Annotated in this window: 21 protein-coding genes and 2 pseudogenes; 18 read left to right on the top strand and 5 right to left on the bottom strand. The window is 66.9% G+C overall.

Translation table 11 applies throughout. The features are described from left to right. Window positions 1-107: 107 nt before the first annotated feature. From SNE35_RS29515 to SNE35_RS29505, 3 genes are all read left to right on the top strand, one after another. Window positions 108-1391, top strand: a complete 1284-nt coding sequence (locus SNE35_RS29515) for a DUF4062 domain-containing protein (protein WP_320426642.1) — start codon at window positions 108-110, stop codon at window positions 1389-1391. After that, the gene (locus SNE35_RS29510) at window positions 1370-2581 is read left to right on the top strand and encodes a hypothetical protein (RefSeq protein ID WP_320426641.1); all 1212 of its coding nucleotides are present in this window, start codon (window positions 1370-1372) and stop codon (window positions 2579-2581) included. Before SNE35_RS29515 ends, SNE35_RS29510 begins: the two co-directional genes overlap by 22 nt. A 350-nt stretch (window positions 2582-2931) precedes the next feature. After that, the gene (locus tag SNE35_RS29505; RefSeq protein ID WP_320426640.1) at window positions 2932-3777 is read left to right on the top strand and encodes a dienelactone hydrolase family protein; all 846 of its coding nucleotides are present in this window, start codon (window positions 2932-2934) and stop codon (window positions 3775-3777) included. A gap of 9 nt (window positions 3778-3786) precedes the next feature. Here the strand turns inward: SNE35_RS29505 and SNE35_RS29500 are convergent, their stop codons facing one another. The 4 genes and pseudogenes from SNE35_RS29500 to norR form a co-directional block, all read right to left on the bottom strand. Continuing rightward, window positions 3787-4503, bottom strand: coding sequence for a pirin family protein (locus SNE35_RS29500; protein ID WP_320426639.1), 717 nt, complete (start codon window positions 4501-4503; stop codon window positions 3787-3789). A 19-nt stretch (window positions 4504-4522) separates the two neighbouring features. Further along, window positions 4523-5296 (bottom strand): annotated as a pseudogene (locus tag SNE35_RS29495) (methyl-accepting chemotaxis protein); the annotation flags it as partial. Window positions 5297-5299: 3 nt separating this feature from the next. Next, a pseudogene (locus SNE35_RS32150) lies at window positions 5300-5518 on the bottom strand (HAMP domain-containing protein); the annotation flags it as partial. 304 nt (window positions 5519-5822) lie between these two features. Beyond that, window positions 5823-7349: a nitric oxide reductase transcriptional regulator NorR gene (gene norR / locus SNE35_RS29490; protein WP_320426637.1), complete on the bottom strand. Its 1527-nt coding sequence runs from the start codon at window positions 7347-7349 to the stop codon at window positions 5823-5825. A gap of 156 nt (window positions 7350-7505) precedes the next feature. On the opposite strand from norR, the gene hmpA reads away from it, so the two are divergent. The 4 genes from hmpA to SNE35_RS29470 all read left to right on the top strand — a co-directional run bounded on the left by hmpA (window position 7506) and on the right by SNE35_RS29470 (window position 12111). Continuing rightward, the gene (gene hmpA / locus SNE35_RS29485; RefSeq protein WP_320426636.1) at window positions 7506-8699 is read left to right on the top strand and encodes an NO-inducible flavohemoprotein; all 1194 of its coding nucleotides are present in this window, start codon (window positions 7506-7508) and stop codon (window positions 8697-8699) included. Window positions 8700-8813: 114 nt separating this feature from the next. Next, window positions 8814-10124, top strand: coding sequence for a metallophosphoesterase family protein (locus tag SNE35_RS29480; protein WP_320426635.1), 1311 nt, complete (start codon window positions 8814-8816; stop codon window positions 10122-10124). A gap of 26 nt (window positions 10125-10150) precedes the next feature. Beyond that, entirely contained in the window at window positions 10151-10798 is a 648-nt protein-coding gene (locus SNE35_RS29475) for a PEP-CTERM sorting domain-containing protein (protein WP_320426634.1), read from the top strand. Continuing rightward, window positions 10765-12111: a cytochrome-c peroxidase gene (locus SNE35_RS29470; RefSeq protein WP_320426633.1), complete on the top strand. Its 1347-nt coding sequence runs from the start codon at window positions 10765-10767 to the stop codon at window positions 12109-12111. The genes SNE35_RS29475 and SNE35_RS29470 overlap by 34 nt, the downstream gene beginning before the upstream one ends. Window positions 12112-12301: 190 nt before the next feature. Here the strand turns inward: SNE35_RS29470 and SNE35_RS29465 are convergent, their stop codons facing one another. Further along, entirely contained in the window at window positions 12302-13270 is a 969-nt protein-coding gene (locus tag SNE35_RS29465; RefSeq protein ID WP_320426632.1) for a DUF72 domain-containing protein, read from the bottom strand. Between the two features lie 50 nt (window positions 13271-13320). Between SNE35_RS29465 and SNE35_RS29460 the strand changes: the two genes are divergently transcribed. From SNE35_RS29460 to SNE35_RS29410, 11 genes are all read left to right on the top strand, one after another. Then, window positions 13321-15396: an ATP-dependent helicase gene (locus tag SNE35_RS29460; protein WP_320426631.1), complete on the top strand. Its 2076-nt coding sequence runs from the start codon at window positions 13321-13323 to the stop codon at window positions 15394-15396. A 306-nt stretch (window positions 15397-15702) separates the two neighbouring features. Beyond that, window positions 15703-16206, top strand: a complete 504-nt coding sequence (locus tag SNE35_RS29455) for a hemerythrin domain-containing protein (protein ID WP_320426630.1) — start codon at window positions 15703-15705, stop codon at window positions 16204-16206. A 65-nt stretch (window positions 16207-16271) separates the two neighbouring features. Beyond that, complete coding sequence (locus tag SNE35_RS29450) at window positions 16272-16682, top strand: PRC-barrel domain-containing protein (RefSeq protein ID WP_320426629.1); 411 nt, start codon at window positions 16272-16274, stop codon at window positions 16680-16682. Between the two features lie 333 nt (window positions 16683-17015). Next, on the top strand, window positions 17016-18278 hold the full coding sequence (locus tag SNE35_RS29445; protein WP_320426628.1) for an ABC transporter substrate-binding protein: 1263 nt from the start codon (window positions 17016-17018) through the stop codon (window positions 18276-18278). A gap of 70 nt (window positions 18279-18348) precedes the next feature. After that, window positions 18349-19218 carry a carbohydrate ABC transporter permease gene (locus SNE35_RS29440; RefSeq protein WP_320426627.1) on the top strand — a complete coding sequence of 290 codons (870 nt, stop codon included), beginning with the start codon at window positions 18349-18351 and terminating at the stop codon, window positions 19216-19218. Further along, window positions 19208-20068, top strand: coding sequence for a carbohydrate ABC transporter permease (locus tag SNE35_RS29435; RefSeq protein WP_320426626.1), 861 nt, complete (start codon window positions 19208-19210; stop codon window positions 20066-20068). The genes SNE35_RS29440 and SNE35_RS29435 overlap by 11 nt, the downstream gene beginning before the upstream one ends. 7 nt (window positions 20069-20075) lie before the next feature. Continuing rightward, window positions 20076-21209: an ABC transporter ATP-binding protein gene (locus tag SNE35_RS29430; RefSeq protein ID WP_320426625.1), complete on the top strand. Its 1134-nt coding sequence runs from the start codon at window positions 20076-20078 to the stop codon at window positions 21207-21209. 290 nt (window positions 21210-21499) lie between these two features. Further along, the gene (locus SNE35_RS29425; RefSeq protein ID WP_320426624.1) at window positions 21500-22870 is read left to right on the top strand and encodes a CHASE3 domain-containing protein; all 1371 of its coding nucleotides are present in this window, start codon (window positions 21500-21502) and stop codon (window positions 22868-22870) included. Then, the gene (locus tag SNE35_RS29420; protein ID WP_320426623.1) at window positions 22867-23502 is read left to right on the top strand and encodes a response regulator transcription factor; all 636 of its coding nucleotides are present in this window, start codon (window positions 22867-22869) and stop codon (window positions 23500-23502) included. Before SNE35_RS29425 ends, SNE35_RS29420 begins: the two co-directional genes overlap by 4 nt. Before the next feature lie 134 nt (window positions 23503-23636). Further along, window positions 23637-24479, top strand: coding sequence for a diguanylate cyclase domain-containing protein (locus tag SNE35_RS29415; protein ID WP_320426622.1), 843 nt, complete (start codon window positions 23637-23639; stop codon window positions 24477-24479). Window positions 24480-24496: 17 nt separating this feature from the next. Then, window positions 24497-24982 (top strand): Csu type fimbrial protein, encoded by a 486-nt coding sequence (locus tag SNE35_RS29410; RefSeq protein WP_320426621.1) that lies wholly within the window; start codon window positions 24497-24499, stop codon window positions 24980-24982. Window positions 24983-24984 lie beyond the last annotated feature (2 nt).

Below are 24984 nucleotides of genomic sequence, written 5' to 3'. Positions count from 1 at the left end.
CCACAGCTACTTCCGCGCGTCGAGAACGGGTGCAGGCGGACCAGCGCAGTCGCCCATATAGTCCGGCACAAAGGACGTGGACCGGCAGCGCGTGACAAGTTTCATCAATGAACAACAAGCGAATTCAACGGGGGGGGTTGGCAATGGCGGGAACACGACGGTTCGTTAAAGTCTTTCTTGCTTCTCCTGGCGACCTGACTGAAGAGCGCAGGGCTGCCAAGGCGATCGTTGACGATTTCAACGGTCAGTTAGCGGACGCACTCGGGTATCAGGTCGAGCTGGTCGGCTGGGAAGATACTCTGCCCGGTGTGGGCCGGCCGCAAGCGATCATCAATCGTGACCTTGACGGATGCGATCTCTTCGTCGGCATGCTTTGGAAGCGGTGGGGTACGCCACCTGGGACTGAGCCCTACACGTCCGGATTCGAAGAAGAATTTAAGCGGTCTATGACGCGAAACGCGAAGGAAGGCCGACCCGCAATCAGCCTCCTTCTGAAAGATCTTGATGCCGCGTCGCTCGCCGACCCAGGGGATCACCTTAAGAAGGTCATCGCATTCAAAGAGCAAGTCTTTTCCGAGAAAAAATTGTTGGCAGGCACCTTCGCCGATGTCCGAGACTTCGAAAGTAAGTTCCGCAAGTGCGTCCAGGGCTATGTCATTGCACTTTCCAACCAGGAAAGAACGTCGGAATCTGAGAAAGATCAAGCACCTCTTGCCGAGACGCAAACTATGTCGTCGACGGAACCTGGGCCGACTACACCACTGTCTGTAGAGGGCGCCAGATTCCTGCGGAACTTCTTAGCGACGGCCGAAAAGGCAACTGATGAACAACCACTTGCTGCGGACGATGTGGCACGTGTCAGGCTGCTCTCCGTCATTGTCGCTGTCCATGGCAACGACCAGCAATCGCTGGGGGCCCACGATGGCAATCTTCTGTTCAAGGCAAGGACGAAGTTTGAGTTTGGCCGTCGCGAGCTTAGCGGATTGCTTGACGACGGGTTGGCTAACTTCAAACAAGAGAACGTGCCCCTATGGCACTGGGTTGCCGCGCTCGATGGCTTCAAGAACAACATACTGCCGGTTTGCACCGTGGTCGACACGACCAGTCAGCGCGTCGGCGCGCTGAAAGCCATGCGGCTGATCTCAGAACCGATCGTCGAGAAGGAACACTTTGGCCGCAAAGAGATCGTTTCGATGTGGTTTGCCGAAAATTCCGAGAATGCGATACGTGTGGCGGCCTTGGAATATCTGAGCGACTGCGGTCAACCGTCAGACCTGTCATTCATAAACGAAGAATTCGCCCGAAACGATACACAGACGGTCGGTGCGGCTGCCGACGCCATCATCCGCATCACGTTGCGAGATGATACATGCTGCAGCCAAGTGCGGTAAAGCAAGATCTACTTGAAGCGCTGTTCGGCCTTGACGCCGAATTTGACGAAGAGATCCTGCTGCGTGGAGTCAGCCACCGTAATGCATTGGTCAGAACCACTGTTATCAAGCTGTTGCGAAAGCGGCATGTGCTTGTCCCGAGCGTCGCAGAGTCATTGCTTAGTGACAACGATGCAGAGGTTCGCTTTGAAGCGCTGCAGGCACTCGTCGCGAGCGGCCGGAGTTATTCCATCGAGCAGGCTAAGGCTGTTCTTGTGCGTAAGAGTCAGGCGCCGACCGGTCTTGCGTTGTTCGCAATGAGCCAGCCCGATACGGAAGGCGAGACCGTCCTAGAGCGTTACACCGAGCACTTCTTTGATCGCTTAACGGTTGCTCAACTCGAAGAACAAGAGCGATCGGAGATTTACGACCAGAACGCGTTCTTCGCATTGGCCCGACGCGACTTCAAGCTGCGCGGCGATGCCTTGCGTAAGGCAATCGCCAATCAGTTCGTAGATCGTTTCGATTCATTACTGGAAGAGATGGCCAAGCACTATGGAAGGTCGACCGACCTCGTTGAACGGACTCGCTCACTTGGGAAGTACTTGCGAAGCAGGTTTACTCGTGAAGGATTGGAAATCATCAGCAGCAGGCTCGATGCAACTGACCTGTCGTTGGTTCGAGCAATGCTAGCGCTCGGCACTGTCGACTACTCAGCAGCGGACCTACGTTACCTCGCAAAATTCGGCCAGTGGTGCGACATCCCCTTGGTCATCGCATCACTCGGCCGGCCCGAATACGGTCGTAATAAATATGCATCGTTGCTTTCAAGCGCGGGCAGCACCAAGTACGAAGCTGCAGCGCGTACGCTGTATGCGCTGGGCAAGCACAGGCTCAATGACCTGTTGACCACTGCGATGCCTGGATACCTCTTGGCATGCATAGTCCCGTTGATCTCTGAAAAGGCCTTCGAGGGCCTTGCCTCCGACGTCATCGATCAGCTCATGCGTTCGGACAGTGAGAACGTTCGGAAGTTGGCCTCGATTAAATATGCTCGTACCTTTCCGCGTCGTCGAGTGAAGCAGTTTCTTGAGAAGTACGTGACCGCAGATCAGGTCTATTACAACGTCATTCATTGGCTCGATTTCGGCGTTTCCGTGCCCAGAGACAGGATGCTACGGGCGGCCGGAAAGGCATTGGTTGAGGCGTAGTCTCGGGTTGAGTAGACCTCGGTCAGTTCGATGCCGATGGTCTTTTGGTGAGGCCGGCAATCTTGGGCGCTTTGGCTTTGATTTCCGCGCATCCAATGGTCATTGACCAGGGAGGCTCCGGATTTGGGAAACCCGCGGTGCGCTTCGCAACGGATGTTAGTGTTTCCGGCATCAAGATTTCTCAGTTGCCGCTACACGGCCAGCAGCGTGCATTCGACGCTCGGCACTGACCGCCTGCTCATGCCACTTAGCGACTACCGGCGCATCGACGAAATACAGCCAGCTTGCCTGCCGCCCCAATTCATGGCAGAAGCTCCGCTGTCACCCGACCCCAACGAGGAGAACCCACCATGTGCGATCAAAACGAGCATGAAGAGCTGATCAAGAAATACACCCGCCGCGACTTCGGTGCCTTTGCCGCATCGGCCGGCATGCTGGCTGCGCTGCCGAGCGTCGCCAACGCCGCCGCGGTCTCCGAGCGCGAAGTGACCATCGCCACGCCGGATGGCCAGTGCGATGCCTACTTCGTCGCGCCCTCTTCGGGTGAAGCGCCCGGCGTGCTGGTGTGGCCGGATGTGTTCGGTCTGCGCCCGGCGTTCAGGCAGATGGGTCGGCGGCTGGCGGAGTCGGGGTACAGCGTGCTGGTGGTGAATCCGTTCTACCGGCAGAAGAAGGCGCCGACGGCGGCGCAGGGCGGGCAGACGCCGATCGCGGAGGTGATGCCGCTGATGCAGGCGCTGACGCCGGCGATGCATCTGAGCGATGGCAAGAGCTTCGTGGCCTGGCTCGATGGCCAGCAGGAAGTGGACAAGACGCGCAAGATCGGCACCACCGGCTATTGCATGGGCGGGCCGATCGCGGTGCGCACGGCCCTGGTGGCGCCTAGCCGGGTCGGTGCGGTCGGCACCTTCCACGGTGCCGGTATGGTGACCCCGGCGCCCGACAGCCCGCACCGCCTGGTGGCGCAGACGCGCGCGAGCTACCTGATCGCCATCGCGGAGAGTGACGACACGAAGGAGCCCGAAGCGAAGGGCGCGCTGCGTGCCGCGTTCGACAGCGCGAAGCTGCAGGCCGAGGTGGAGGTGTACCCGGCTGCCCACGGCTGGTGCCCGCCCGATACGCGGGTCTACGACGCTGCCCAGGCCGATCGCGCCTGGGGACGCCTGCTGGCGACCTTCGGCAAAGCGCTCGCTTAACTCAATGAACTAGGCCAGGTCGAACCAGAGCCACCGCGCCTCGCTATGCGGTGTCACGGCGACCTGGCGGACGGTCGACAGCTGCAGGCCATCGCCGCCGCGCAGTTCCAGCGGCTGCGGCTCGCCGTCGACCTCGACCATGACGACGCCTTCGAGCACTTGGAGCCAGCCATAGCGGTCGCTCGCGATGCTGTGGCTGCAGCGCTCGCCGGGCTGCCCGGCCACGGCCCAGATGCTCACCGGCGCGCGCAGGTGCAGCACGCCGGCTTGCTCTTGCGCGCTGGCGACGAGGCGCGGGCCGTTGGTGGTGAGCAGCGCTTGCGGCAGCAACTGGTAGCGCGGCGGGAGTTCGTCGGCATTGCCATGCAGCCAGATCTGGAACAGATGCGTCGGCGCCTCTGACCCCGGGTTCCGCTCCGAATGCTTGACGCCAGTGCCGGAGCTGATGAGCTGGACGTCGCCCGCGTGCAGGCGTCCTTCGTGGCCGGCCGAGTCCTTGTGCTCCAACTCGCCGGACAGCATGAAGGTCAGGATCTCGAAGTGATCGTGCGCGTGCTCGGAGAAGCCTGAGCCGCTGGCGATGATGTCTTCATTGATCACACGCAGCGCGCGGAAGCCCATCCGCGTCGGATCGTTGAACGAGCCGAACGAGAAGGTGTAGTGGGCCTGCAGCCATCCGGTGCGGGACCAGCCGCGGGCCTGCCGGTCGTGAAAGACATCGCTCATCTTTTCTTGATCTACCTTCCTATTTGCCGAGATCGAACAGGCCGACCGACGAAGACAGGCTCTGCGCCTGATGCTCCAGCGATTGCGCGGCGGCGGCGGCCTGTTCCACCAGGGCGGCATTGCGCTGGGTCATGTCGTCCATCTGCGCGATGACGGTGTGGACCTTTTCGATGCCGCCGGTCTGCGATTGTCCGGCCTCGGCGATGCGCGCGATCAGCGCCGACACCTGTGAGACGCCACCGACGATCTGCTCCATGTTGCGGCCCGCCGCGTCGACGAGGCTCGAACCGCCGCTGACCTTCTCGACCGAGTCGGTGATCAGCACCTTGATCTCGCGCGCCGCTGTGGCGCTGCGCTGGGCCAGGCCGCGCACTTCGCTGGCGACGACGGCGAAGCCGCGGCCGTGCTCGCCGGCTCGCGCCGCCTCGACGGCGGCGTTGAGCGCGAGGATGTTGGTCTGGAAGGCGATGCCGTCGATGACCTGGATGATCTCGGCGATGCGCTTGGCGCTGGCGTCGATGTCGCTCATGCGCTGCACGACGTCGCGCATCAGCCGGCCGCCGTCGCCGGCGACCTGGTTGGCTTGCGTCACCAGCGAGGAGGCGTCGGTGGCGAGGCCCGAGCTGGTGCGCAAGGTGGCGGTGAGCTGCGCCATCGAGCTGGTGGCCTGCTGCAGCGCCGCGGCCTGGCTCTCGGTGCGCTGGCTGAGGTCGCTGTTGCCGATGGCCAGTTCGTGCGCCGATGAGTTGACGGAGTCCGACGACCCGCGCACGGCCAGCACCATCTCGCGCAGCTTCTTGCGCATCGAGTTCAGCTCGCTGTTGAGCCAGGAGATTTCATCGAGGCCGGGCGAGGAGATCTTCGAGCCCAGGTTGCCTTTGCCCATCGCGATGACGGCCTGGATGGTGTTCTCGATCGGGGCCTTGATGCTGGCCCGCAGTGCCACGCCGGCGATCACGCCCAGCAGGCCCAGCACCACCGCGGCGGTGCCTGTCGTCCACACGAGGCTGCTCATGCGCTCACGCAGCAGGGCGATGCTGCCCGATGCGTTCGCGCCGGTCTTCAGTTGCTGTTCGAGTTCGGTGGCGATGTCGGAGGTCAGCCAGCCGATGGCGGCACCCACCAGCACGCACAGCAGGCCCAGGGCCGACAGCGCATAAAGGACCCGATTGCAGATGCTGATCTTTCTCAGAAGGCTCACGGTTGTCTCCCGTTTGTTGGACTGACAGCCGTGCGATCGTAGTTCTGACGGGCTCCGGGCGGTGCGTCGCTGCACGTGGCTGATGGCGCGAATCGAGCAATCGGTAACGGCCCAGCCGTCATTCCCGCGCAGATGTAACGCCCAGCCGGCGCGCCAGCCGGTGGAAGTTGCTGCGGTCCATGCCGGCCTCTCGGGCCGCTTGCACCATCGAGCCGCCGTGCCTCGCCAGCGCGGCGGCCACCCACTGGCGCTGGAAGGCCTCGGTGGCTTCGCGCAGGCCCAGGCCCGTGCCGATGCTGTCCGGCGGCGTGGCAGCCATCGCAGGTTCCGGCCGGGGCTGCGCGACGGCTTCGGCCTGCAGGGCCAGTTGTTGCGGCTCGATGCCGATCCAGCGCGAGGCTCGCCCTTGTGCGGATAGCGCGCGCAGCGCGGCTCGGCTGATCAGGTGCTCCAGCTCGCGCACATTGCCGGGCCAGTCGTGTGCGAGCAGGGCCGCGCTAGCGGCGGGGGTCAGGCGCAGGTTGCGCGCGCCCAGGCGCTGCTGGTTCTCTTCGAGGAAGCCGCCGGCCAGCAGCAGCACGTCGCGGCCGCGTTCGCGCAGTGGCGGCACCAGCAGCGGGTAGACCGACAGCCGGTGGTACAGGTCGGCGCGGAAGCGGCCCTCGGCCACCTCCTGCTTCAGGTCGCGATTGGTGGCCGCCAGCACGCGCACGTCCACGCGCAATTGCCGGTCGCTGCCGGGGCGCTGCAGCTCGCCGCTCTGCAGCACGCGCAGCAGCTTGGCCTGCACCGACAGCGGTAGCTCGCCCACCTCGTCGAGCAGCAGGGTGCCGCCATCGGCCAGCTCGAACTTGCCCACGCGGTCCTGCACGGCGCCGGTGAACGCGCCCTTCTTGTGGCCGAACAGTTCGCTGTCGGCCAGCGTCTCGGGCAGGGCCGCGCAGTTGACCTGCACAAGCGCCGCATCGCGGCGCGGCGAGCCGGCGTGCAGGCGCTGCGCCACCAGCTCCTTGCCGACGCCGGTCTCGCCCAGGATGAGTACGGTGAGGTCCGACGGCGCGACGGTGTCGATCTCCTTGAGCAGCCGCTGCACGGCCGGGCTCTTGCCCAGCAGCTCGCGCGTGGGCGCGGCGCCGCGCAACTCGCGGGCCAGCACCTGCTCGCGTGCGCGGCGCTCGGCCGCCTGCTCCAGCGCCATCCAGGAGCCGATGCCGGCCTCCAGCAGGCGCACGAGCGCATGGCGCTGCGCGTCGCCGACGCCGTCGAAGGCATGCGGGTCGAGTGCGTCCAGCGTCACCAGGCCCCACAGCCGGCCGCCGTGGCGCAGCGGCGCGCCCATGCAGTCGTGCACCGCCAGCAGTTCGCGCTGCTGGCCGGCGAGCAGGCCGTCGTAGGGGTCGGGCAGGCCGCAATCGGCGGCGAAGCGCAGGCCCTGCGCGCTGGCCGCCAGTTGCGCCAGCCGCGGGTGGCTGTCGAGCGGGAAGCGGCGGCCCATCACCGCGTCGTCCAGGCCCTCGAAGGCCACCGGCACGAGGCTGCGGTCGTCTTCCAGGCGCAGCAGCACGGCGGCATCGCAGGGCACCAGCTCGCGCACGCTGGCCAGCAGCGGGCGCAGCGGATGGTCTTCATCGGGCATCGTGGTCATGCAGACACTGTAGGTGTCACATCGACAACGAAGCGGTTGCGGTCGAAATGACAACACGCTGAACGTGGGCGTTAGGAATCAAGCACTTGCAAGGACCGCGGCACTGGCACGTTTGTTGAGATGAGAGGAGTACCCAACAAGCCAAGGACCCCTCCGATGACCTTCTCCGCCTCCACCATCGCCCTGATCAAGGCCACCGTGCCCGTGCTCAAGCAGCATGGCCCCGCGATCACCGAGCCTTTCTACAAGGCGATGCTGCGCGACCATCCCGAGCTGAAGGCCTTCTTCAACGAGGCCCACCAGGCCAGCGGCAGCCAGGCCCGCGCGCTGGCCGGCGCGGTGCTGGCCTACGCCAGCCACATCGACCAGCTCGACGCGCTGGCGCCCGCGCTGCCGCGCATCGTGCAGAAGCACGTGGCGCTGGGCGTGCGGCCGGAGCACTACCCGATCGTCGGCGCCTGCCTGCTGCAGGCGATCCGCGACGTGCTGGGCGCCGCGGCCACCGACGAGATCATCGCGGCCTGGGGCGAGGCCTACGGCGCGCTGGCGCAGTTGCTGATCGATGCAGAGGAAGCCGTTCAGGCCGACAACGCCGCGCGCGAAGGCGGCTGGCGCGGCCCCCGCCCGCTGCGCGTGGCCCGCAAGGTGCGCGAGAGCGAACTGATCACCTCCTTCTACCTGGAGCCCACCGACGGGCGGCCGCTGCCGGCCTTCCACGCCGGGCAATACCTGACCCTGCTGCTGGACATCGAGGGCCAGCAGGTGCGCCGCCACTATTCGCTGTCCGACGCGCCGGGCAAGCCCTGGTACCGCATCAGCGTCAAGCGCGAGGAGGGCGGCCGCGTCTCCGGCTGGCTGCACGACCATGTGGAGGCGGGCGCCGTGCTGCAGGCCCACGCGCCGAGCGGCGACTTCGTGCTGGACCCGCAGCCGACGCAGCGCCCGCTGGTGCTGGTGACCGGCGGCGTCGGCATCACGCCGGCCATGAGCATGCTGGAGGTGGTGGCGCCGAGCGGCCGGCCGGTGCACTTCATCCACGCGGCGCGGCACGGCGGCGTCCATGCCTTCCGCGACCGGGTGGACAGCCTGGCGGCCGCACATCCGAACGTGCGCCCGCTCTACGTCTACGACATGCCGCGCGCGGCCGAGGACGCCGCGCACGAGACCGGCCGCGTCACGCAGGAGCTGCTGGCCGAGCACCTGCCCGAGAACCGCGATGTGGACCTCTATTTCCTCGGCCCGCGCATCTTCATGCAGTCGGTCTATGCCAGCGGCCTGAAGCTGGGCATCGCGCCGCAGCGGCTGCGCTACGAGTTCTTCGGGCCGATGGAGTCGCTCGTGGCGGCCTGAAACCGGCCCGGACATAGTCCGTTCGGACTATGTCCGTATCAGCTGTGACTTTCTGCATTCACGCGAGATTGCGATCCTCGCGGCCCTGGCGTCCACAACGAACCGAGGTTTCGAATGCAGAAGAAGACACTCGCCATTGCCGCGGCCGCGGCCCTGCTGATGGCCGCTGGCGCCGCCCGCGCGCAGACCGCCGATCCCGTGGTGCTGTCCTTCGCCACCGTCGGCGATTCGCGCCAGGACAACGTCGCGCCGGACGCCACGCAGCTCCCGCTGAGCGGCCAGGACCAGATGTGGATGACCAACACCAAAGCCTTCAGCCGCATCCTGCGCGAGATCGCGGCGAAGAAGGCCAACCTGCTGTTCTTCAACGGCGACATGGTGCTGGGCTACGGCAACGCGAATCCGTCGACGAACGTGAGCGACGTGAACTCGGTCATCAACTCCGACCTCGTCCGCTTCTACACCGAGTACGCCTACTGGCGCGGCATGGCCTCCACCTTGATGGAGCAGGGCACCTACATCGTGCCGGTGCCGGGCAACCATGAGACGCAGTGCCGCACGGCGCTCGCCGCGCCCTCGATCAACGCCGCCACCGGCGCCTACGTGCCCCAGGTGATCTGCGGTGCGCTGGTGGCCGGGCAGGACACCTTGGGCAGCGTCAATGGCGGCAAGAACGCGATCCCGCAGAACGAAGAGGCCTTCCGCGCCAATATGGGCGACCTGATCCTCGACCAGGCGCGCCTGACCTCGATGCTGCCGAACGGCCAGGCCCTGGCGAACGTGGACCTCGGCGACCATGCGGCGCTGGACTACCCCTTCGTGACCGGCAACACCAAGGTCACGACCGCGGCGCCGCAGAACCAGCTGTCGTTCAGCTTCGACGTGGGCAGCAGCCACTTCGCCGTCATCAACAACGACGTCTCCGGCGGCAACGACAACACCGCGCCGGTCAACTGGCTGAGCCAGGACTTCGCCGCCGCCAAGACGCGCGGCGCGAAGAGCTTCTTCGTGTTCGGCCACAAGCCGGCCTACACCTACAACTTCGCCGGCAACGGCGGCAAGGCCGCGGGCCTCGACGCCAACGCCTACTCGACGGCCAACCGCGACGCCTTCTGGAACGTGGTGCAGGCCTATGCCGCCACCTACTTCAGCGGCCACCAGCACGTCTACAACATGAGCCAGCCGAAGGCACAGCCCGCCGGCAGCGTGCTGCCGCCGTCGTGGCAGGTCATCGTCGGCGCGGGCGGCTCGCCCTTCGACGTGAAGCCCACCGCCTCCGGCCAGTCGCCGACCGACCGCAGCTACGTCTACGCGATCGTCAACATCCACCAGAGCGGCAAGGCCGACATCAACGTCTACGGCTTCACCGCCGCCTACGGCCCGAGCAAGCTGATCGGCGCGCAGACGGTGCCGGCGCTGCAGTGACGAACCCTTTCGAGAGAGACAGAACAATGAACAAGATCTTCAACGGGACGCTGCTCGCCGCGGCGCTGCTGGCCACGACGACTTCCTTCGCGGCGCCCAGCGTGCTCGACACCGGCACGCCCTCCGGCGGCATCGTCGGTGCGCTGAGCATCGACGCGGTCGACTGGGCCGCCGAGAGCTTCACCTTGAGCGCGACGACGACGATCGACAGCATCAAGGCCTTCGTGCAGTCCACCGCCGCCGACACGGGCCTGGGCTTCACCGTGGCGCTGTACAGCAGCACCAGCGTCAACGGCGCGTTGGTGCCGAACCTCGACTGGTTCGCCGAGAACCAGGGCCAGCTGCATCAGTTCACCGCGACCTTTGCCGACGGTGGCTGGACCGGCCAGTCGGGCCTCAACTGGACCTTGCCCGCCGGCACCTACTTCGTCGCCATCGAGACCGACGGCAACGGCGTGCAGGGCCTGGTCCTGCCGACCGGTGTGTCGAACCTGCCCTCGGCGCTTGCCTACTACAGCGGTGGCCGCGGCTACGACACCGATCCGGCCATCGCCGCCGATGCATTCGGCCTGCAGGTGACGGCCGCCGTGCCGGAGCCCGCGAGCTACGCGATGCTGCTGCTGGGCCTGGGCGCCGTTGCATGCGTTTCCGCGCGCCGCAGTCGCCGCGGCTGAGCGGCGGACGGCTCGCCGGCCTCGTAGCGATCGCGCTGGCCCTGCCCATCGCGATCGCCTACGCCTGCTCCGGCGAGGCGCTGCCCGAGATCGGCACCGAGCTCTACCACCCCGGGGTCTACGGCGACCGGCCGACGGTGGAGGACCTGCAGTCGCTCGGCAAGAAGATCTTCTTCGACAAGAGCCTGTCGGCCTCGGGCCTGCAGTCCTGCGCCAGCTGCCATGACCCGAAGAGCGCCTTCGGCCCGCCGAATGCGCTGTCCATCCAGCCGGGCGGCCCCGGCATGGATCGGCTCGGCTTCCGCAGCACGCCCTCGCTGACCTACCTGCACGCGCCGATCGCGTTCACCGAGCACTTCTACGAGGCCGAGCCCAGCGGCGCCGGCGGCGACGACGAAGGCCCGACCGGCGGCCGTACCTGGGACGGCCGCGTCAACACCGGCCACGACCAGGCGCTGATGCCGCTGCTGGACCCCAACGAAATGGGCAACGCGGACCACCGCGCGCTGCTCGACAAGCTGATGAAGACCGCCTACGCCGGCGAGTTCAAGGCGCTGCTCAGCGCGCCGGGCGAGAACGTGTTCGACGACCTGCGCGCCAGCATCGCCTGGGTCACCGTGGCGCTGGAGGCCTACGAGGGCGCGCCGGCCGAGTTCCATTCGTTCACGAGCAAGTACGACGCCTACCTGAAGGACGAGGTGGACCTGAGCCCGACCGAGCTGCGCGGTCTGGCCCTCTTCAACGACATGAAGAAGGGCAACTGCGCGAGCTGCCACACGAGCAGCCACAAGAACCCGGGCAGCCATTTGCCGATCTTCACGGACTTCGGCTTCGTCGCCCTGGCCGTGCCGCGCAACGCGCAGATCCCGATGAACCGCAACCCCGAGTTCTTCGACCTGGGCCTGTGCGGCCCGCTGCGCAGCGACCTGTCCACGCACCCGGAATACTGCGGCGCCTTCCGCACGCCCTCGCTGCGCAATGTGGCGCGCAAGAAGAGCTTCTTCCACAACGGCGCGATGCACTCGCTGCGCGAGGTCGTCGAGTTCTACGCCACCCGCGAGACCAACCCGCAGAAGTGGTACGGGCGCGATGCCGCCGGCAAGCCGCGCCGCTACGACGACCTGCCCGAGCGCTACTGGGACAACGTCAACGCCGATGCGCCCTTCAAGCCGCTGAAGAACGGCAAGCCGCGGCTGAATGCCCGCGAGATCGAGGACATCGTCGCCTTCCTCGGCACGCTGTCGGACGGCTACACGAAGTACGTGCCACCGCCTCCCGTTGCGGCCAGCGCCGCAGCGCTCGCTGCACGCTAGGCCCGGACAAGTCCTACAGCACGGTGCGGCCTTGTCGGCTTCCGGCGCCCCGCGGTTTCTGAGAACCTGAAGGCGTCGAAACCCCAGTGGACGTCGCCCCTTGTGAATCCGGGCCACTCATTCCACCTCACGGTTTCGGCAGGGTCCGGTTGCACCTCGTGCACCGGGCCCTTCTTGCGTGTGCGCTCGTTCAGGCCTGCAGCTCGAACAGGTCGCCCATCGGGGCTGAGGCTGCAGCCGGCTTCGCGACGTTCGCGCCCAGCGCGTCCATCACCCGCATCAGCGTGCGGCCGTTGCGCTGCGCCTGGTCCTCGGCGTTGTTGTTCAGGATCACGTGGATGTCCAGGCCCGGCCGGTCCAGCTTCGTCAGGATCTGGCGCGCCAGGCCTTCGAGTTCGGCCTCGTCGTAGTCGTAGTTGAAGCGGCCGGACGAGCGGGCGCCGCTGTAGCCCCAGCTGCCTGCATTGCGGCCGTGCAGGCGCACCAGGGCCTGCGCGTCGTGCGTGGTGTCCCAGACGGCGGGCACGCTGTTGCTGAAGCCCTGGGGCTCGTCGACGATGGTGTGCACCGTGCCCAGCGAGCGCTGGAAGGCCAGCGTCTCGGCCGCGTGCTCATCGGCCAGCCAGGAGATGTTGCGGAACTCGGTGCTGAGCTTGAAGCCTTCCATGCGCTCCACGCAGTGGGCCACGTGCGCATGGCCGGCGCGGTTGCGCACCAGCCAGGGCGGGAACTGGAAATGCACCAGGCCCAGCCGCCCGCTGTAGCGCAGCGGCAGCAGCGCCTGCACGAAGCGGTGCCACAGCGCGTCGACCAGCTCGCCCGGCAGCTCGCGGTAGTACAGCACTGACTTGAGCTTCAGCGCCTGCGGTAGCGCCTCGCGCACCTCGGCCGGCAGCACGGCCGGCGAGGTCTGGTGGCCGGTGAACAGGCGGAAGGCCTTGACGTTCATCCGGAAGCCGGTGGGCGTGCGCTCGGCCCACTGGCGCGCTGCGTGCGAGGCCGGGATCGAGTAGTAGCTGGTGTCCACCTCGACCAGCGGGAACTGCGTCGCGTAGTACTGCAGCCGCGCGGCGGGCGTGCGGACCTCCGGCGGGTAGAAACGGCCCGTGTCGATCAGGCCCTGGTCTGCCCAGGAGGCGGTGCCGATCCGGATGCTCATCGTAGGTTCCTCCAACATAACTGTTGTTTTATACAGTCTATGATGCCTGGATGGGCAAAAAGATGTCGCCGCCGCAGGTCTTTGCCGACCTGAACCCGCAGCAGCGCGAGGCGGTGGAGCACGGCCGTACGTCGGAAGGCTCGCAAGGCCCGCTGCTGGTGATCGCCGGAGCCGGTTCGGGCAAGACCAAGACGCTGGCTGCGCGCGTCGTGCGGCTCGTGATGGACGGTGCCGACCCGAACCGCATCCTGCTGCTGACCTTCTCGCGCCGCGCCGCCGGCGAGATGGAGCAGCGGGTCGGCCGCGCGCTGCACCAGGCGCTGGGCTATTCGGCCACGCAGGCGCCGCCGCGCTTCGCCTGGGCCGGCACCTTCCACGGTGTCGGTGCGCGCTTGCTGCGCGAGTACGCCGAGCGCATCGGCCTGGCCCGCAACTTCACCATCCTCGACCGCGCCGACGCCGAAGACCTGATGGGCATGCAGCGCCAGGCGCTGGGCCTGGCCGAGAAGGCCGATCGCTTTCCGCTGAAGGCGAGTTGCCTGGCGATCTACTCGCGCGTGATCAACAGCGAGGCGCGGCTGGACACGGTGCTGCAGCAGTTCTACCCCTGGTGCTTCGGCTGCCTGGCGGAGCTGAAGCAACTGTTCCGCGCCTATGCCGAGGCCAAGCAGCAACAGCAGGTGCTGGACTACGACGACCTGCTGCTCTACTGGATGCACATGATGTCCGACCCGGCGCTGGCCGCCGAGCTCGGCGCGCGCTTCGACCACGTGCTGATCGACGAATACCAGGATACCAACCGCCTGCAGGCCGCGATCCTGAAGGGCCTGAAACCGCGGGGCGAGAACCTCACCGTCGTCGGCGACGATGCGCAGGCGATCTACTCGTTCCGCGCCGCCGAGGTGCGCAACATCCTCGACTTTCCCGCGCAGTTCGACCCGCCGGCGCGCATCGTTGCGCTGGAGCAGAACTACCGCTCCACGCAGCCGATCCTCGAAGCCTCGAACGCCGTGATCGCGCTGGCCAAGCACCGGCACGAGAAGCGGCTGTGGTCGGACAAACCGTCGAGCGAGAAGCCGCGGCTCATCGTGCTGCAGGACGAATCCGCGCAGGCGAGCTGGGTCGCCGACGAGGTGCTGAAACGGCGCGAGGAGGGCCTGAAGCTGATGCAGCAGGCCGTGCTGTTCCGCACCGCCGCCCACAGCGCGCCGCTGGAGCTGGAGCTGACGCGGCGCAACATCCCGTTCCGCAAATACGGCGGGTTGAAGTTCCTGGAGAGCACGCATGTGAAGGACGTGCTGGGCATGCTGCGCTGGGCGCAGAACCCGCGCGGCCGGCTGGCGGCCTTCCGCGTCTCGCAGCTGCTGCCGGGCTTCGGGCCGGCCAGCGCGCGGCGCCTGCTCGACGCGATGGACGAACAGGCCGCCGACGCCTGGGCCGCGCTGCGCGACTTCAAGCCGCCGCCGGCCGCCGCGGCCGATTGGGCGCTGCTGCGCGAGCTGATGCTGTCGCTGGCCGCGCAGAGCGAATGGCCGGCCGATCTGGAGCGCGTGATCGACTGGTACCAGCCGCACCTGGAGCGCCTGTACGAGGACCAGGCCCCGGTGCGCCTGGCCGACCTGGAGCAGCTCGCCCGCATCGCCCAGGCCTACGGCGAGCGCGAGCGCTTCCTGACCGAGCTGACCCTGGACCCGCCCAACGCCAGCAGCGACGAATCCGGCGTGCCCTCGCTGGACGAGGACTACCTGATCCTCTCGACGATCCACTCGTCCAAGGGCCAGGAATGGAACGCCGTCTACCTGCTCAACGCGGTCGACGGCTGCATCCCCTCCGACATGGCCACCGGCCAGACCGAGGAGATCGAGGAAGAACGCCGCCTGCTCTACGTCGCGATGACCCGCGCCAAGCAGCACCTGGCCATCGTCGCGCCGCAGCGCTACTACGTGCGCCAGCAGCGGCGCGACGGCGACGTGCACGTCTACGCCACCTTGACCCGCTTCATCCCCGGCAAGGTGGCGCGGCTGTTCGAGCAGGTCGGCGCGGCGCCGCGTGCGCCGCTGGCCCAGGCCGCGCCGGTCGTGCCGACGGTCGATGTCGGCGCGAAGGTGCGCAGCCTCTGGGACTGAGTCGGCTGGTGCGACGAGCGCAGGGCGCCGGGGTACCCCAAAGCTCCGTGTCCCCCGGCCGCTGCGCGGCCTCCTCCTTTACCTGCGCTTTGGGGCACCCCGCCACCCTGCTTGCCCCGCGAACGACCACTGGTGGCCTGCCTCGGGATGTGGGTGGGGGTGGCCACGGAAGTAAAGGAGGACGCCGCGCAGCGGCCGGGGGACATGAAGTGGACGCCCCCAGCCGCAGCCCGAGGCTCCCGCCGAGCCGATGCGGACGCGGGCATCCCGCTTGCCGCCTGACCATATTGCTATCGGAGAAGTGCCATGACATCAGCCGTCACACTGCACAAGGACGCCATCGCCGTCCTGAAGGCCGACCATCGGGAGGTCAAGAGCCTGTTCGAGGAATACCAGCAACTGGTTGCCAGGCGCGCCAGCGATCAGCGTCGCCAGCAGCTTGCGGAGCGCATCTGCTGCATGCTGAAGGTGCACACGATGATCGAGGAGGAGTTGATCTATCCGCAGGCGCACCGGGCGCTCGGCAAGGACGACGATGACCTCGTCGACGAGGCGGAGGTCGAGCATGCGTCCGCCAAGGATCTGATCGTGCAGATCCTCGACTCCGCGCCGCTGGACGCGCACTACGACGCCAAGGTCAAGGTGCTCGGCGAGTACATCGACCACCATGTGCGCGAGGAAGAGAACGAACTCTTTCCGAAGCTGAGGAAGACGGACATGGACCTCGATACGCTGGGCGAGGCGATGCTGCTGCGCAAGGAGCAACTGATGCGCCGCGAGGGCCTGGCCGTCGACGAACCGGTCGAGTGAACGACGGGCAGGGATGGGCACAGTGATTGCCGAATCAAGCCGTCTTCCCAACGAAGGAGTACGGCATGGATACCGCAATCGACACCCGCACCTATGAATCCCCCGGCGCCGAACCTGGCGGCGGTCCCGGCCCGCGGCTGATGACCGCCAACACGCTCACCGGCGACGAAGTACGCAACCGCAATGGCGACGTGCTCGGCAAGATCGACGAGATCATGATCGACGTGCCGCGCGGCAAGGTCGCCTACGCGGTGATGAGCAGCGGCGGCTTTCTCGGCATGGGCACGAAGCTGTTCGCGATTCCCTGGTCCGCGCTGACCTTGGACACGGCCGACAAGTGCTTCGTGATGGACGCCGACCAGGCCCGTTTCGAAAACGCCGAAGGCTTCGACAAGGACAACTGGCCCAGCGCCCCCGACACCGGCTGGAACGAACGCACCTACGACTACTGGGGCGCGAAGCGTTACTGGGAATGATGGTGCCCCTCGCCCGGTCGCACCCTGCTGAACGCGGGTGCGCCCGGGCGGTCCCCCAAGGGGACGGCGATGCTTGCGGCGTCTAGCCGCAAGCACATCGCCAAGTGGGCCGGCTTGGGAGCGGCCCGGCGCTCGGCCCGCAATACGGAGTGCGCAAGTCGCTCCGCTAGTACTTCCCCTAGGAACCACTCCCCCTTCTTCCCGACTACCCTCCCTGACGGCCGGCAGCCTCGACGCTGCCACCCGGCCGAGAACCAGCGCGCCTGGCATCGGGGCAGTAGACACCGGACCGCGACGCTGCACATGCACCCCACCCAAACGGAGACAACGCGCATGAAGAGCAAGAAGCAAAAAGGGACCCTGATGTTGACCGGCCTGGCGATCGCCACGGCCGTGCTGGCGCTGCCGGCACGCGCGCAGCAGAGCGTCGAGGTCCTGCACTGGTGGACCTCCGGCGGCGAGGCCGCCGCGCTGAACGTGCTGAAGGGCAATCTGGAAAAGCAGGGCGTCAAGTGGAACGACATGCCGGTGGCCGGCGGCGGCGGCGAGGCGGCGATGACCGCGCTGCGTGCCCGCGTCACGGCCGGCAACCCGCCCACCGCCGTGCAGATGCTGGGCTTCGACATCCTCGACTGGGGCAAGCAGGGCGTCGTCGCCGACCTGAACTCGGTCGCCGCCAAGGAGGGCTGGGACAAGGTCGTGCCGACCGCGCTGCAGCACTTCTCCAAGTACAACGGCAAGTGGATCGCCGCGCCGGTGAACGTCCACTCGACCAACTGGGTCTGGGCCAACAAGGCGGTGCTGGACAAGGCCGGCGTGACCGCGATGCCCACCACCTGGGACGAATACATCGCCGCGCTCGACAAGGTGCAGAAGGCCGGCTTCGTCGCCCTGGCGCACGGCGGCCAGCCCTGGCAGGACGCCACGCTGTTCGACGGCGTGGCCATGTCCACCGGTGGCATCGATTTCTATCGCAAGGCGCTGATCGACCTCGACCCGAAGGCGCTCGGCTCCGACACGATGCTGAAGGTCTTCCAGCGCATGGGCCAGCTGCGCAAGTACGTGGACAAGGACTTCTCCGGCCGTGACTGGAACGTCGCTTCAGGCATGGTGATCAGCGAGAAGGCCGGCTTCCAGATGATGGGCGACTGGGCCAAGGGTGAGTTCCTGAACGCCAAGAAGGTGCCGGGCAAGGACTTCCTGTGCTTCCGCACGCCGGGCACGCAGGGCATGGTGTCCTTCAACTCCGACCAGTTCGTGATGTTCAAGGTCAAGGCCGACGCGGCCGCCGCGCAGGCCAAGCTGGCCAGCGCGATCATGGACCCGGGCTTCCAGTCGGCGTTCAACGTCGTCAAGGGCTCCGTGCCGGCACGCACCGACGTGCCCAACACCGCCTTCGACGACTGCGGCAAGAAGGGCATGGCGGACCTCGCCGAGGCGAACAAGAAGAACACCTTGGTCGGCTCGATGGCCCACGGCCACGCGGTGCCCGCCTCGCTGAAGAACGCCTTCTACGACGTGATCACGCGCCACTTCAATGGCCAGATCGACGACAAGAAGGCCGTCGCCGAAATGGTCTCGGCTTCGAAGGGCTGATCGCTCTTTCCTGTTCTGAAGAAGGCTCCGGTCGGCGCAAGCCGGCCGGGCCGCGGAGCTTTGTCAATCGATGAAAGCCGGATTCCTTCCCAAGCTGCTGATCAGCCCGAGCGCCTTGTTGGTGGCGGTCTGCGTCTACGGCTACATCATGTTCACCGTCTACCTGTCCTTGACGCCGTCGACGATCATGCCGGTGCTGGACTACGAGGGCACGGCCGCCTACAAGCGGCTCCTGAACCTCGAGAACTGGCAGGTGGCGCTGTCCAACGCGGGCACCTTCGCCGGGTTGTTCATCGTGATCGCGATGGCGCTGGGCCTGGGCCTGGCGATCCTGATCGACCAGAAGATCCGCGCGGAGAGCCTCTACCGCTCGATCTTCCTGTACCCGATGGCGCTGTCGCTGATCGTCACCGGCACAGCCTGGAAATGGCTGCTGGATCCCGGCGTGGGCCTGGAGCACACGATGCGCGACCTCGGCTGGGAGAGCTTCAGCTTCGGCTGGATCAAGGACAGCGAGATGGCGATCTACTGCGTCGTCATCGCGGCGGTCTGGCAGACGGCCGGCTTCGTGATGGCGATGTTCCTGGCCGGCCTGCGCGGCGTGGACAGCGAGCAGGTCAACGCCGCCCGCGTGGACGGCGCGCGCACCTGGCAGATCTACCTGCGCATCATCATTCCGCAGCTCGGGCCGGTGTTCGTCTCGGCCTTCGTGATCCTGGCGCACATGGCGATCAAGAGCTATGACCTGGTCGTCGCGCTGACCAACGGCGGTCCCGGCCGTTCGACCTGGCTGCCCTCGGTCTTCATGTACCAGTACACCTTCACGCGCAACGAGATGGCGGTGGGCGCGGCAAGCGCGGTGCTGATGCTGGTGGCGGTGGGCATCGTCGTGCTGCCCTATCTGTTTGCCGAGATGAGGAAGGCCAAGCATGGCCAATAAAGCTTCCTCCCCGATGCGGCTGGTGCTGTACCTGCTGCTGGCCGTGCTGGCGCTGGGCTTCCTGCTGCCGGTCTACGTGATGGTCGTCAACTCGCTGAAGCCGCTGGAGGAGATCCGCAGCGGCAACCTGATGGCGCTGCCCAAGGACTGGACCGTCGCCGCCTGGCTCACCGCCTGGAGCACGGCGCAGATCGGCGTGCAGCCGACGGGGCTCAAGCCCTACTTCATCAACTCCTTCCTGCTGGTGGTGCCGGCGGTGGCGATCTCCACGCTGATCGGCGCGCTGAACGGCTACATCCTCACGCAGTTCCGCATGCGTGGCGGCCACCTGCTGTTCGGCGCGATGCTGTTCTCGGTCTTCATCCCCTTCCAGATCGTGCTGATCCCGATGGCCAAGACGCTGGGCATGCTGGGCCTGGCCGGCACGGTGAAGGGCCTTGTGTTCGTCAACGTGGTCTATGGCATCGGCTTCACGACGCTGTTCTTCCGCAACTACTACGCCGCCTTCCCGCACGAGCTGATCCGCTCGGCGCGGATGGACGGGGCCGGCTTCTTCGGCGTGCTGTGGCGCATCCTGCTGCCCAACAGCGCGCCGATCATCGTCGTCACCGTGATCTGGCAGTTCACCAACATCTGGAACGAGTTCCTGTTCGGTGCCTCGTTCAGCGACTTCAGCTCTTTCCCGCTGACGGTGGCGCTGAACAACCTGGTGAACAGCTCCACCGGCGTGAAGGAATACAACGTGCACTTCGCCGGCGCCTTCATCGCGGCGCTGCCGACGCTGCTGGTCTATCTGCTTTCGGGCAAGTATTTCGTGCGCGGCCTGATGGCCGGCTCCGTGAAAGGTTGATCCGCAAATGGCTTCTTTGGAGCTGACGAACGTCAAGAAGAGCTTCGGCGCGGTCCATGTGCTGCACGACATCTCGATCGCGCTGGCCGACGGCGAATTCCTCGTGCTGGTGGGCCCCTCCGGCTGCGGCAAGAGCACGCTGATGAACATCATCGCGGGCCTGGAGGAACCCACCGGCGGCAGCGTGCGGCTGATGGGCCGCGACATCACCGAGGTGCCCACGGCCGACCGCAACATCTCGATGGTGTTCCAGTCCTACGCGCTGTACCCGAACATGACGGTGGCCAAGAACATCGAGTTCCCGCTGGAGATGCGCAAGGTCGACAAGGCGCAGCGCGCCGAGCGCGTGCAGTCGGTGGCCAAGTTGCTGCAGATCGAGCACCTGCTGGACCGCAAGCCGCGCCAGCTCTCCGGCGGCCAGCGCCAGCGCGTGGCGATCGGCCGGGCGCTGGCGCGCGAGCCGCAGCTCTACCTGTTCGACGAGCCGCTGTCCAACCTCGACGCGCAGCTGCGCGTGGACATGCGCACCGAGATCAAGAAGCTGCACCAGCGGCTGAAGGCCACGATCGTCTACGTCACGCACGACCAGATCGAGGCGATGACCCTGGCCAGCCGCATCGCCGTGATGAAGGCCGGCGTGCTGCAGCAGCTGGGCACGCCGCAGGAGGTCTACAACCGGCCGGCGAACTGCTTCGTCGCCGGCTTCATGGGCAGCCCGCGGATGAACCTCGTGAAGGCGCGGCTGCTGCGCGATGTGGAAGGCGGCTTCACCTTGCGCATCGGCGAGAAGGCCGCAAAGGGCGCAGAGGGCGCAACGCTGGCGCTGCCGGCCCAGGCCGTGGTCCCGGCGCTGGCCGCCTACGCGGACCGCGACGTGATCGCCGGCATCCGCCCGGAGGCCGTCTCGCTGGCCGATGCCGGCTCGGTGGCCGGACCGCTGCAGAGCCTGATCGAGGCGCAGGTCGAGGTGATCGAGCCGACCGGCGCCGACACCCTGGTGCTGGTCGACCTCGGTGGCCACGAGTTCACCGTGCGGCTGGATCCAGAAGCCGCGCTGTCTCCGGGCCAGCGGGCGCGCTTCGTCGTGGACCTGGCCAAGCTCGTCTGCTTCGATCCGCAGACCGAGGCGCTGATCGCCTGATGCATTTGTCCGAAAACGATCGGCAGGCAATCCGCAAAGACCCTTCGTAGCGCGCTGACATAACGCGTTATTCAAGCGTCAAATTCCCCTCACATGCTTGCAATTTTTCTGTGCGACCGATAGCCTCTGTAATGCAGGTTGACGGCAGCTGAGACTGCCGCGGTCGGCCCCGGTGAGGGAGGTGTGGGTCCATAGCCGCTGAGGCGGTGGCATGCGCGGCGATGAGCGCGAGTGCCGGGCCCATGGGTGTGGCTTGCCATACATGGGGTATGCGAAGGTCCTGGCTTCCTTTGGCACTGCTGCTGGCCGTGTTCGTCGCTTTCGTCGGCACGGCCCTGACGGCATCGCAGAGTCTCGGCGATCTGCTGCAGCGCGATACGCAGCGCAGCGACGCGCTGCGTGCGCAGACCGATCTGCAGCGATTGCTGACTCTGCTCGTCGACGTCGAAACCGGCCAGCGCGGCTTCATCATCACCGGCCAGCGTTCCTATCTGCAGCCCTACGAGTCGGCCGTGGGCGAACTGGAGCGGGTCTACCAGGACCTGCGCAAGCGCATGCTTGCCGCCGGCACGGACGAGCGCCAGCTCAGCCGCCTGGATGCCGGCATCCGCGAGCGCCTGTCCCAGGTGGATCGCAATATCGCGGGGCGCCTGCAGGAGCATGGGGGCTCGCTGCAGGACCTGTCGGCCTATGCCGAAGGCAAGCGCCTGATGGACCAGCTCCGCTACCAGGTCGAGGAGCTGCAGCGCGCGCAGCAGTGGCGTATTGCCGAGGCCGATTCGGCCACCCGCGCGCTGCAGGAGCGCACCGAGCAGATCACGCACCTCTTGCCCGGCGTGGGCCTGCTGGCGCTGATGATGGCGCTGCTGCTGCTGGTGGTCGAACAGCGCCGGCGCGACCGGGCCGAGGCCGCGCTGCGCCATGCCAACGCGAACCTCGAAGGCCTCATCGACGAGCGCACGGCCGCGCTGAGCAAGGCGCTGGCGCGCATCCAGAGCTTCGCCGTCGAACAGGACCGCAGCATCGAGAACGAGCGCCGCCGCCTGGCGCGCGAGGTGCACGACCAGATCGGCCAGGTCGGCACGGCGATCAAGATGCTGGTGGTCTCCTTGCGCTCGAAGCTGAAGCCGCGCACCGAGCCGCTGGTCGAGGAACTGCAGCAGATGGCCGACGAATCGATCCGCCTGGCGCGCCAGATCTCGGCCGCGCTGCGCCCGCCGCTGCTCGACGAGCTGGGCCTGGAGGCCGCGGTGGGCCACTACCTGCAGACCCTGGGCCGCCAGGCGGGCATGCAGACGGTGCTGGCCATGACGGAGGCGGAGTTGCTGAGCGCCGACCAGGCCAGCCAGCTCTTCCGCATCATCCAGGAGGCCTGCACGAACGTGCTGCGCCACGCCGGCGCGCAGACCCTGACGATCAAGGGCCGCCACCTGGAGATCGAGGAGCGCGAGGGCTTCCAGCTCGAAGTGATCGACGACGGCAAGGGGCCCGGCGATGTGCGCGCCGATGCCTCGGGCCTGCGCAATATGCGTGAGCGGGCGACGCTGGCCGGCGGTCGCTTTGAATTTGGACCAGCCGATGGAGGCGCGGGCACACGCGTCGGCGTCTGGCTGCCGTTGGCCGAATCGGACGCGGCACAGCCGCAGGGAGCCGCTGCATGAGAGTCCTGCTGGTCGATGACCACCCGCTGATGCGCGTGGGCGTGGCGCACTTGGTGCGCGAGGAATGGCCCGACGCGATCGTCGACGAGGCCGCGACGATCGCCGCGGCGCTGGAGCGCATCGCGGCCGCGCGGCCCGACCTGGTCGTGCTGGACCTGTCGCTGCCCGACTCCAGCGGCCTGGAGGGCGCCAGCCGCGTGCTGCGCGTGCTGCACAACGTGCCGCTGCTGGTGCTGAGCCTGAATGCCGAGGCGGCCTACGCGGCGCGGCTGATGCAGATGGGCGCTGCCGGCTACCTGCCCAAGGATCGCGCCGCCGAGGAGTTGCGCAGCGCGCTGCGGCGGCTCTACGAGGGCGGCCGCTACGTCACCGCCTCGATGGCGGACCACCTGCTGGGCCTGCTCAGCGGCAAGGCGCCGCAGACCCTGCCGCACGAGCAGCTCTCCGCGCAGGAGCACCGCGTGATGCTCCTGATCGCGGAAGGCCGGGCGCCGGCCTACATCGCCGAGGTGATGCATCTCTCGGTCAAGACCGTGGGCAGCTACCGCGCGCGGATCTTCGAAAAAGCCGGCTGGAAGAACAACACCGAGCTGACGAAGTACTGCGTCCAGCACGGGCTTACCGCCTTGTAGAACCCGTGTAGGTAATTCACCTGCAAAGGAAGACAGCTTTGCCGCACTTCAGCTTCCAGCATCCCCCGCTGCTCCGCGAACGCCAGTCTTGGGAACATGGCTTACCGCGAAATAGCAGTCAGGGAGACGAAGAAATGAAGGTCTTTTTGGTCGAAGATTCCCCGTCCATTCGCCGCCTGCTCGTGCGCAGGCTGGACAGCATGAAGGGCTTGCGCCTGGTCGGCGAGGCCACCGGCGAGACCCAGGCCCAGGCGCTGATCCGCTGGACCCAGCCAGACATCGTGCTGATGGACCTGTCGCTGGCCAGCGGCTCCGGCCTGCACCTGCTGCCTGAGCTGCGTCGCGCCGGCTTCAAGGGCCACATCGCCGTGCTGACGAGCCAGGACACCGACGCCTACCGCCGCGCCTGCATCGATGCCGGTGCCGACGCCTTCTACGACAAGGGTTCGGGCCTGGAGACTCTGTTCGACGATCTCGCCGCCTTCCCGCCCAAGGTCCACCCGACGCCGGTCGACGAACACCCGACCTGGCTGCTGCGCGACGGCCTGACCGGCTTGTACAACGAGGCCGCGCTGGTCGAACGCCTGGACCAGAGCGCCAAGGCCGCGGCCCGCGACGGCGTGAACCTGGCTGTCTACGTGCTGCGCCTGGATGGCCACGCGGCGCTGTCGGCCGAGGTGGCCGATGCGCTGGCCCGAGACATCGCCGCGCGCCTGAGCGATTCCTGCACAGATTCCGACATCGTCGCGCGCCGCAGCGCCGACCAGTTCTGCGTCGTGCTGACCCGGCTGGACGGCCCCGACGAAGCGACCGACTACGCCCACCAGCTGCGCGAGCTGATGGCCCAGCCCTTCACGCATGGCGGCCAGGACTACCAGCTCGGTGTCGAGCTGGGCATGGCGCTGTTCCCGACCGATGCGGTCTCCTCCCGCGGCCTGCTGACGCTGGCCGAGGCCAGCGCCTTCGGCGCGCTCTGAACCCGGCCCCCACGACGATGCGCCTTCCCCTGTTCACCCTCCTGCTGCCGAGTCTGGCGCTGGCGGCCTCCACCGGCAACAACTTCCAGGTCAATGCCACGGTGGTGAGCTCCTGCACGGTCTCGGGCACGACCTTGAACTTCGGCAACACGATCGATCCGCTGGCCACCTCGTCGCCGGTGGACGCTATGTCCTCGGTGAGCGTCCAGTGCACCAACACCACGCCCTACGCGGTGGCGCTGAACGCCGGCAGCAATGCCGGCGGCGCCTCCAACTTCGGCGCCCGCGCGATGAAGAGCGGCAGCCGCTCGCTGCCCTACCAGCTCTACCTGGACACCGGCCGCTCCAGCGTCTGGGGCGACGGCAGCGCCGGCAGCTCCAGCTACACCGGCACCGGCACCGGCAGCGCGCAGAACCTGAACATCTACGGCCGCCTGCCCTCGCTCGCCAACGTCGTGCCCGGCGCCTACACCGATACCGTCACCGTCACCGTGAGCTATTGAGC

Source organism: Roseateles agri, from assembly GCF_034043675.1.
In the GTDB taxonomy this organism is placed as follows: Bacteria; Pseudomonadota; Gammaproteobacteria; order Burkholderiales; family Burkholderiaceae_C; genus KK5.
The sequence above is the reverse complement of the archived record's forward strand: the minus strand, read 5'-3'. Positions and strand labels throughout refer to the sequence as shown.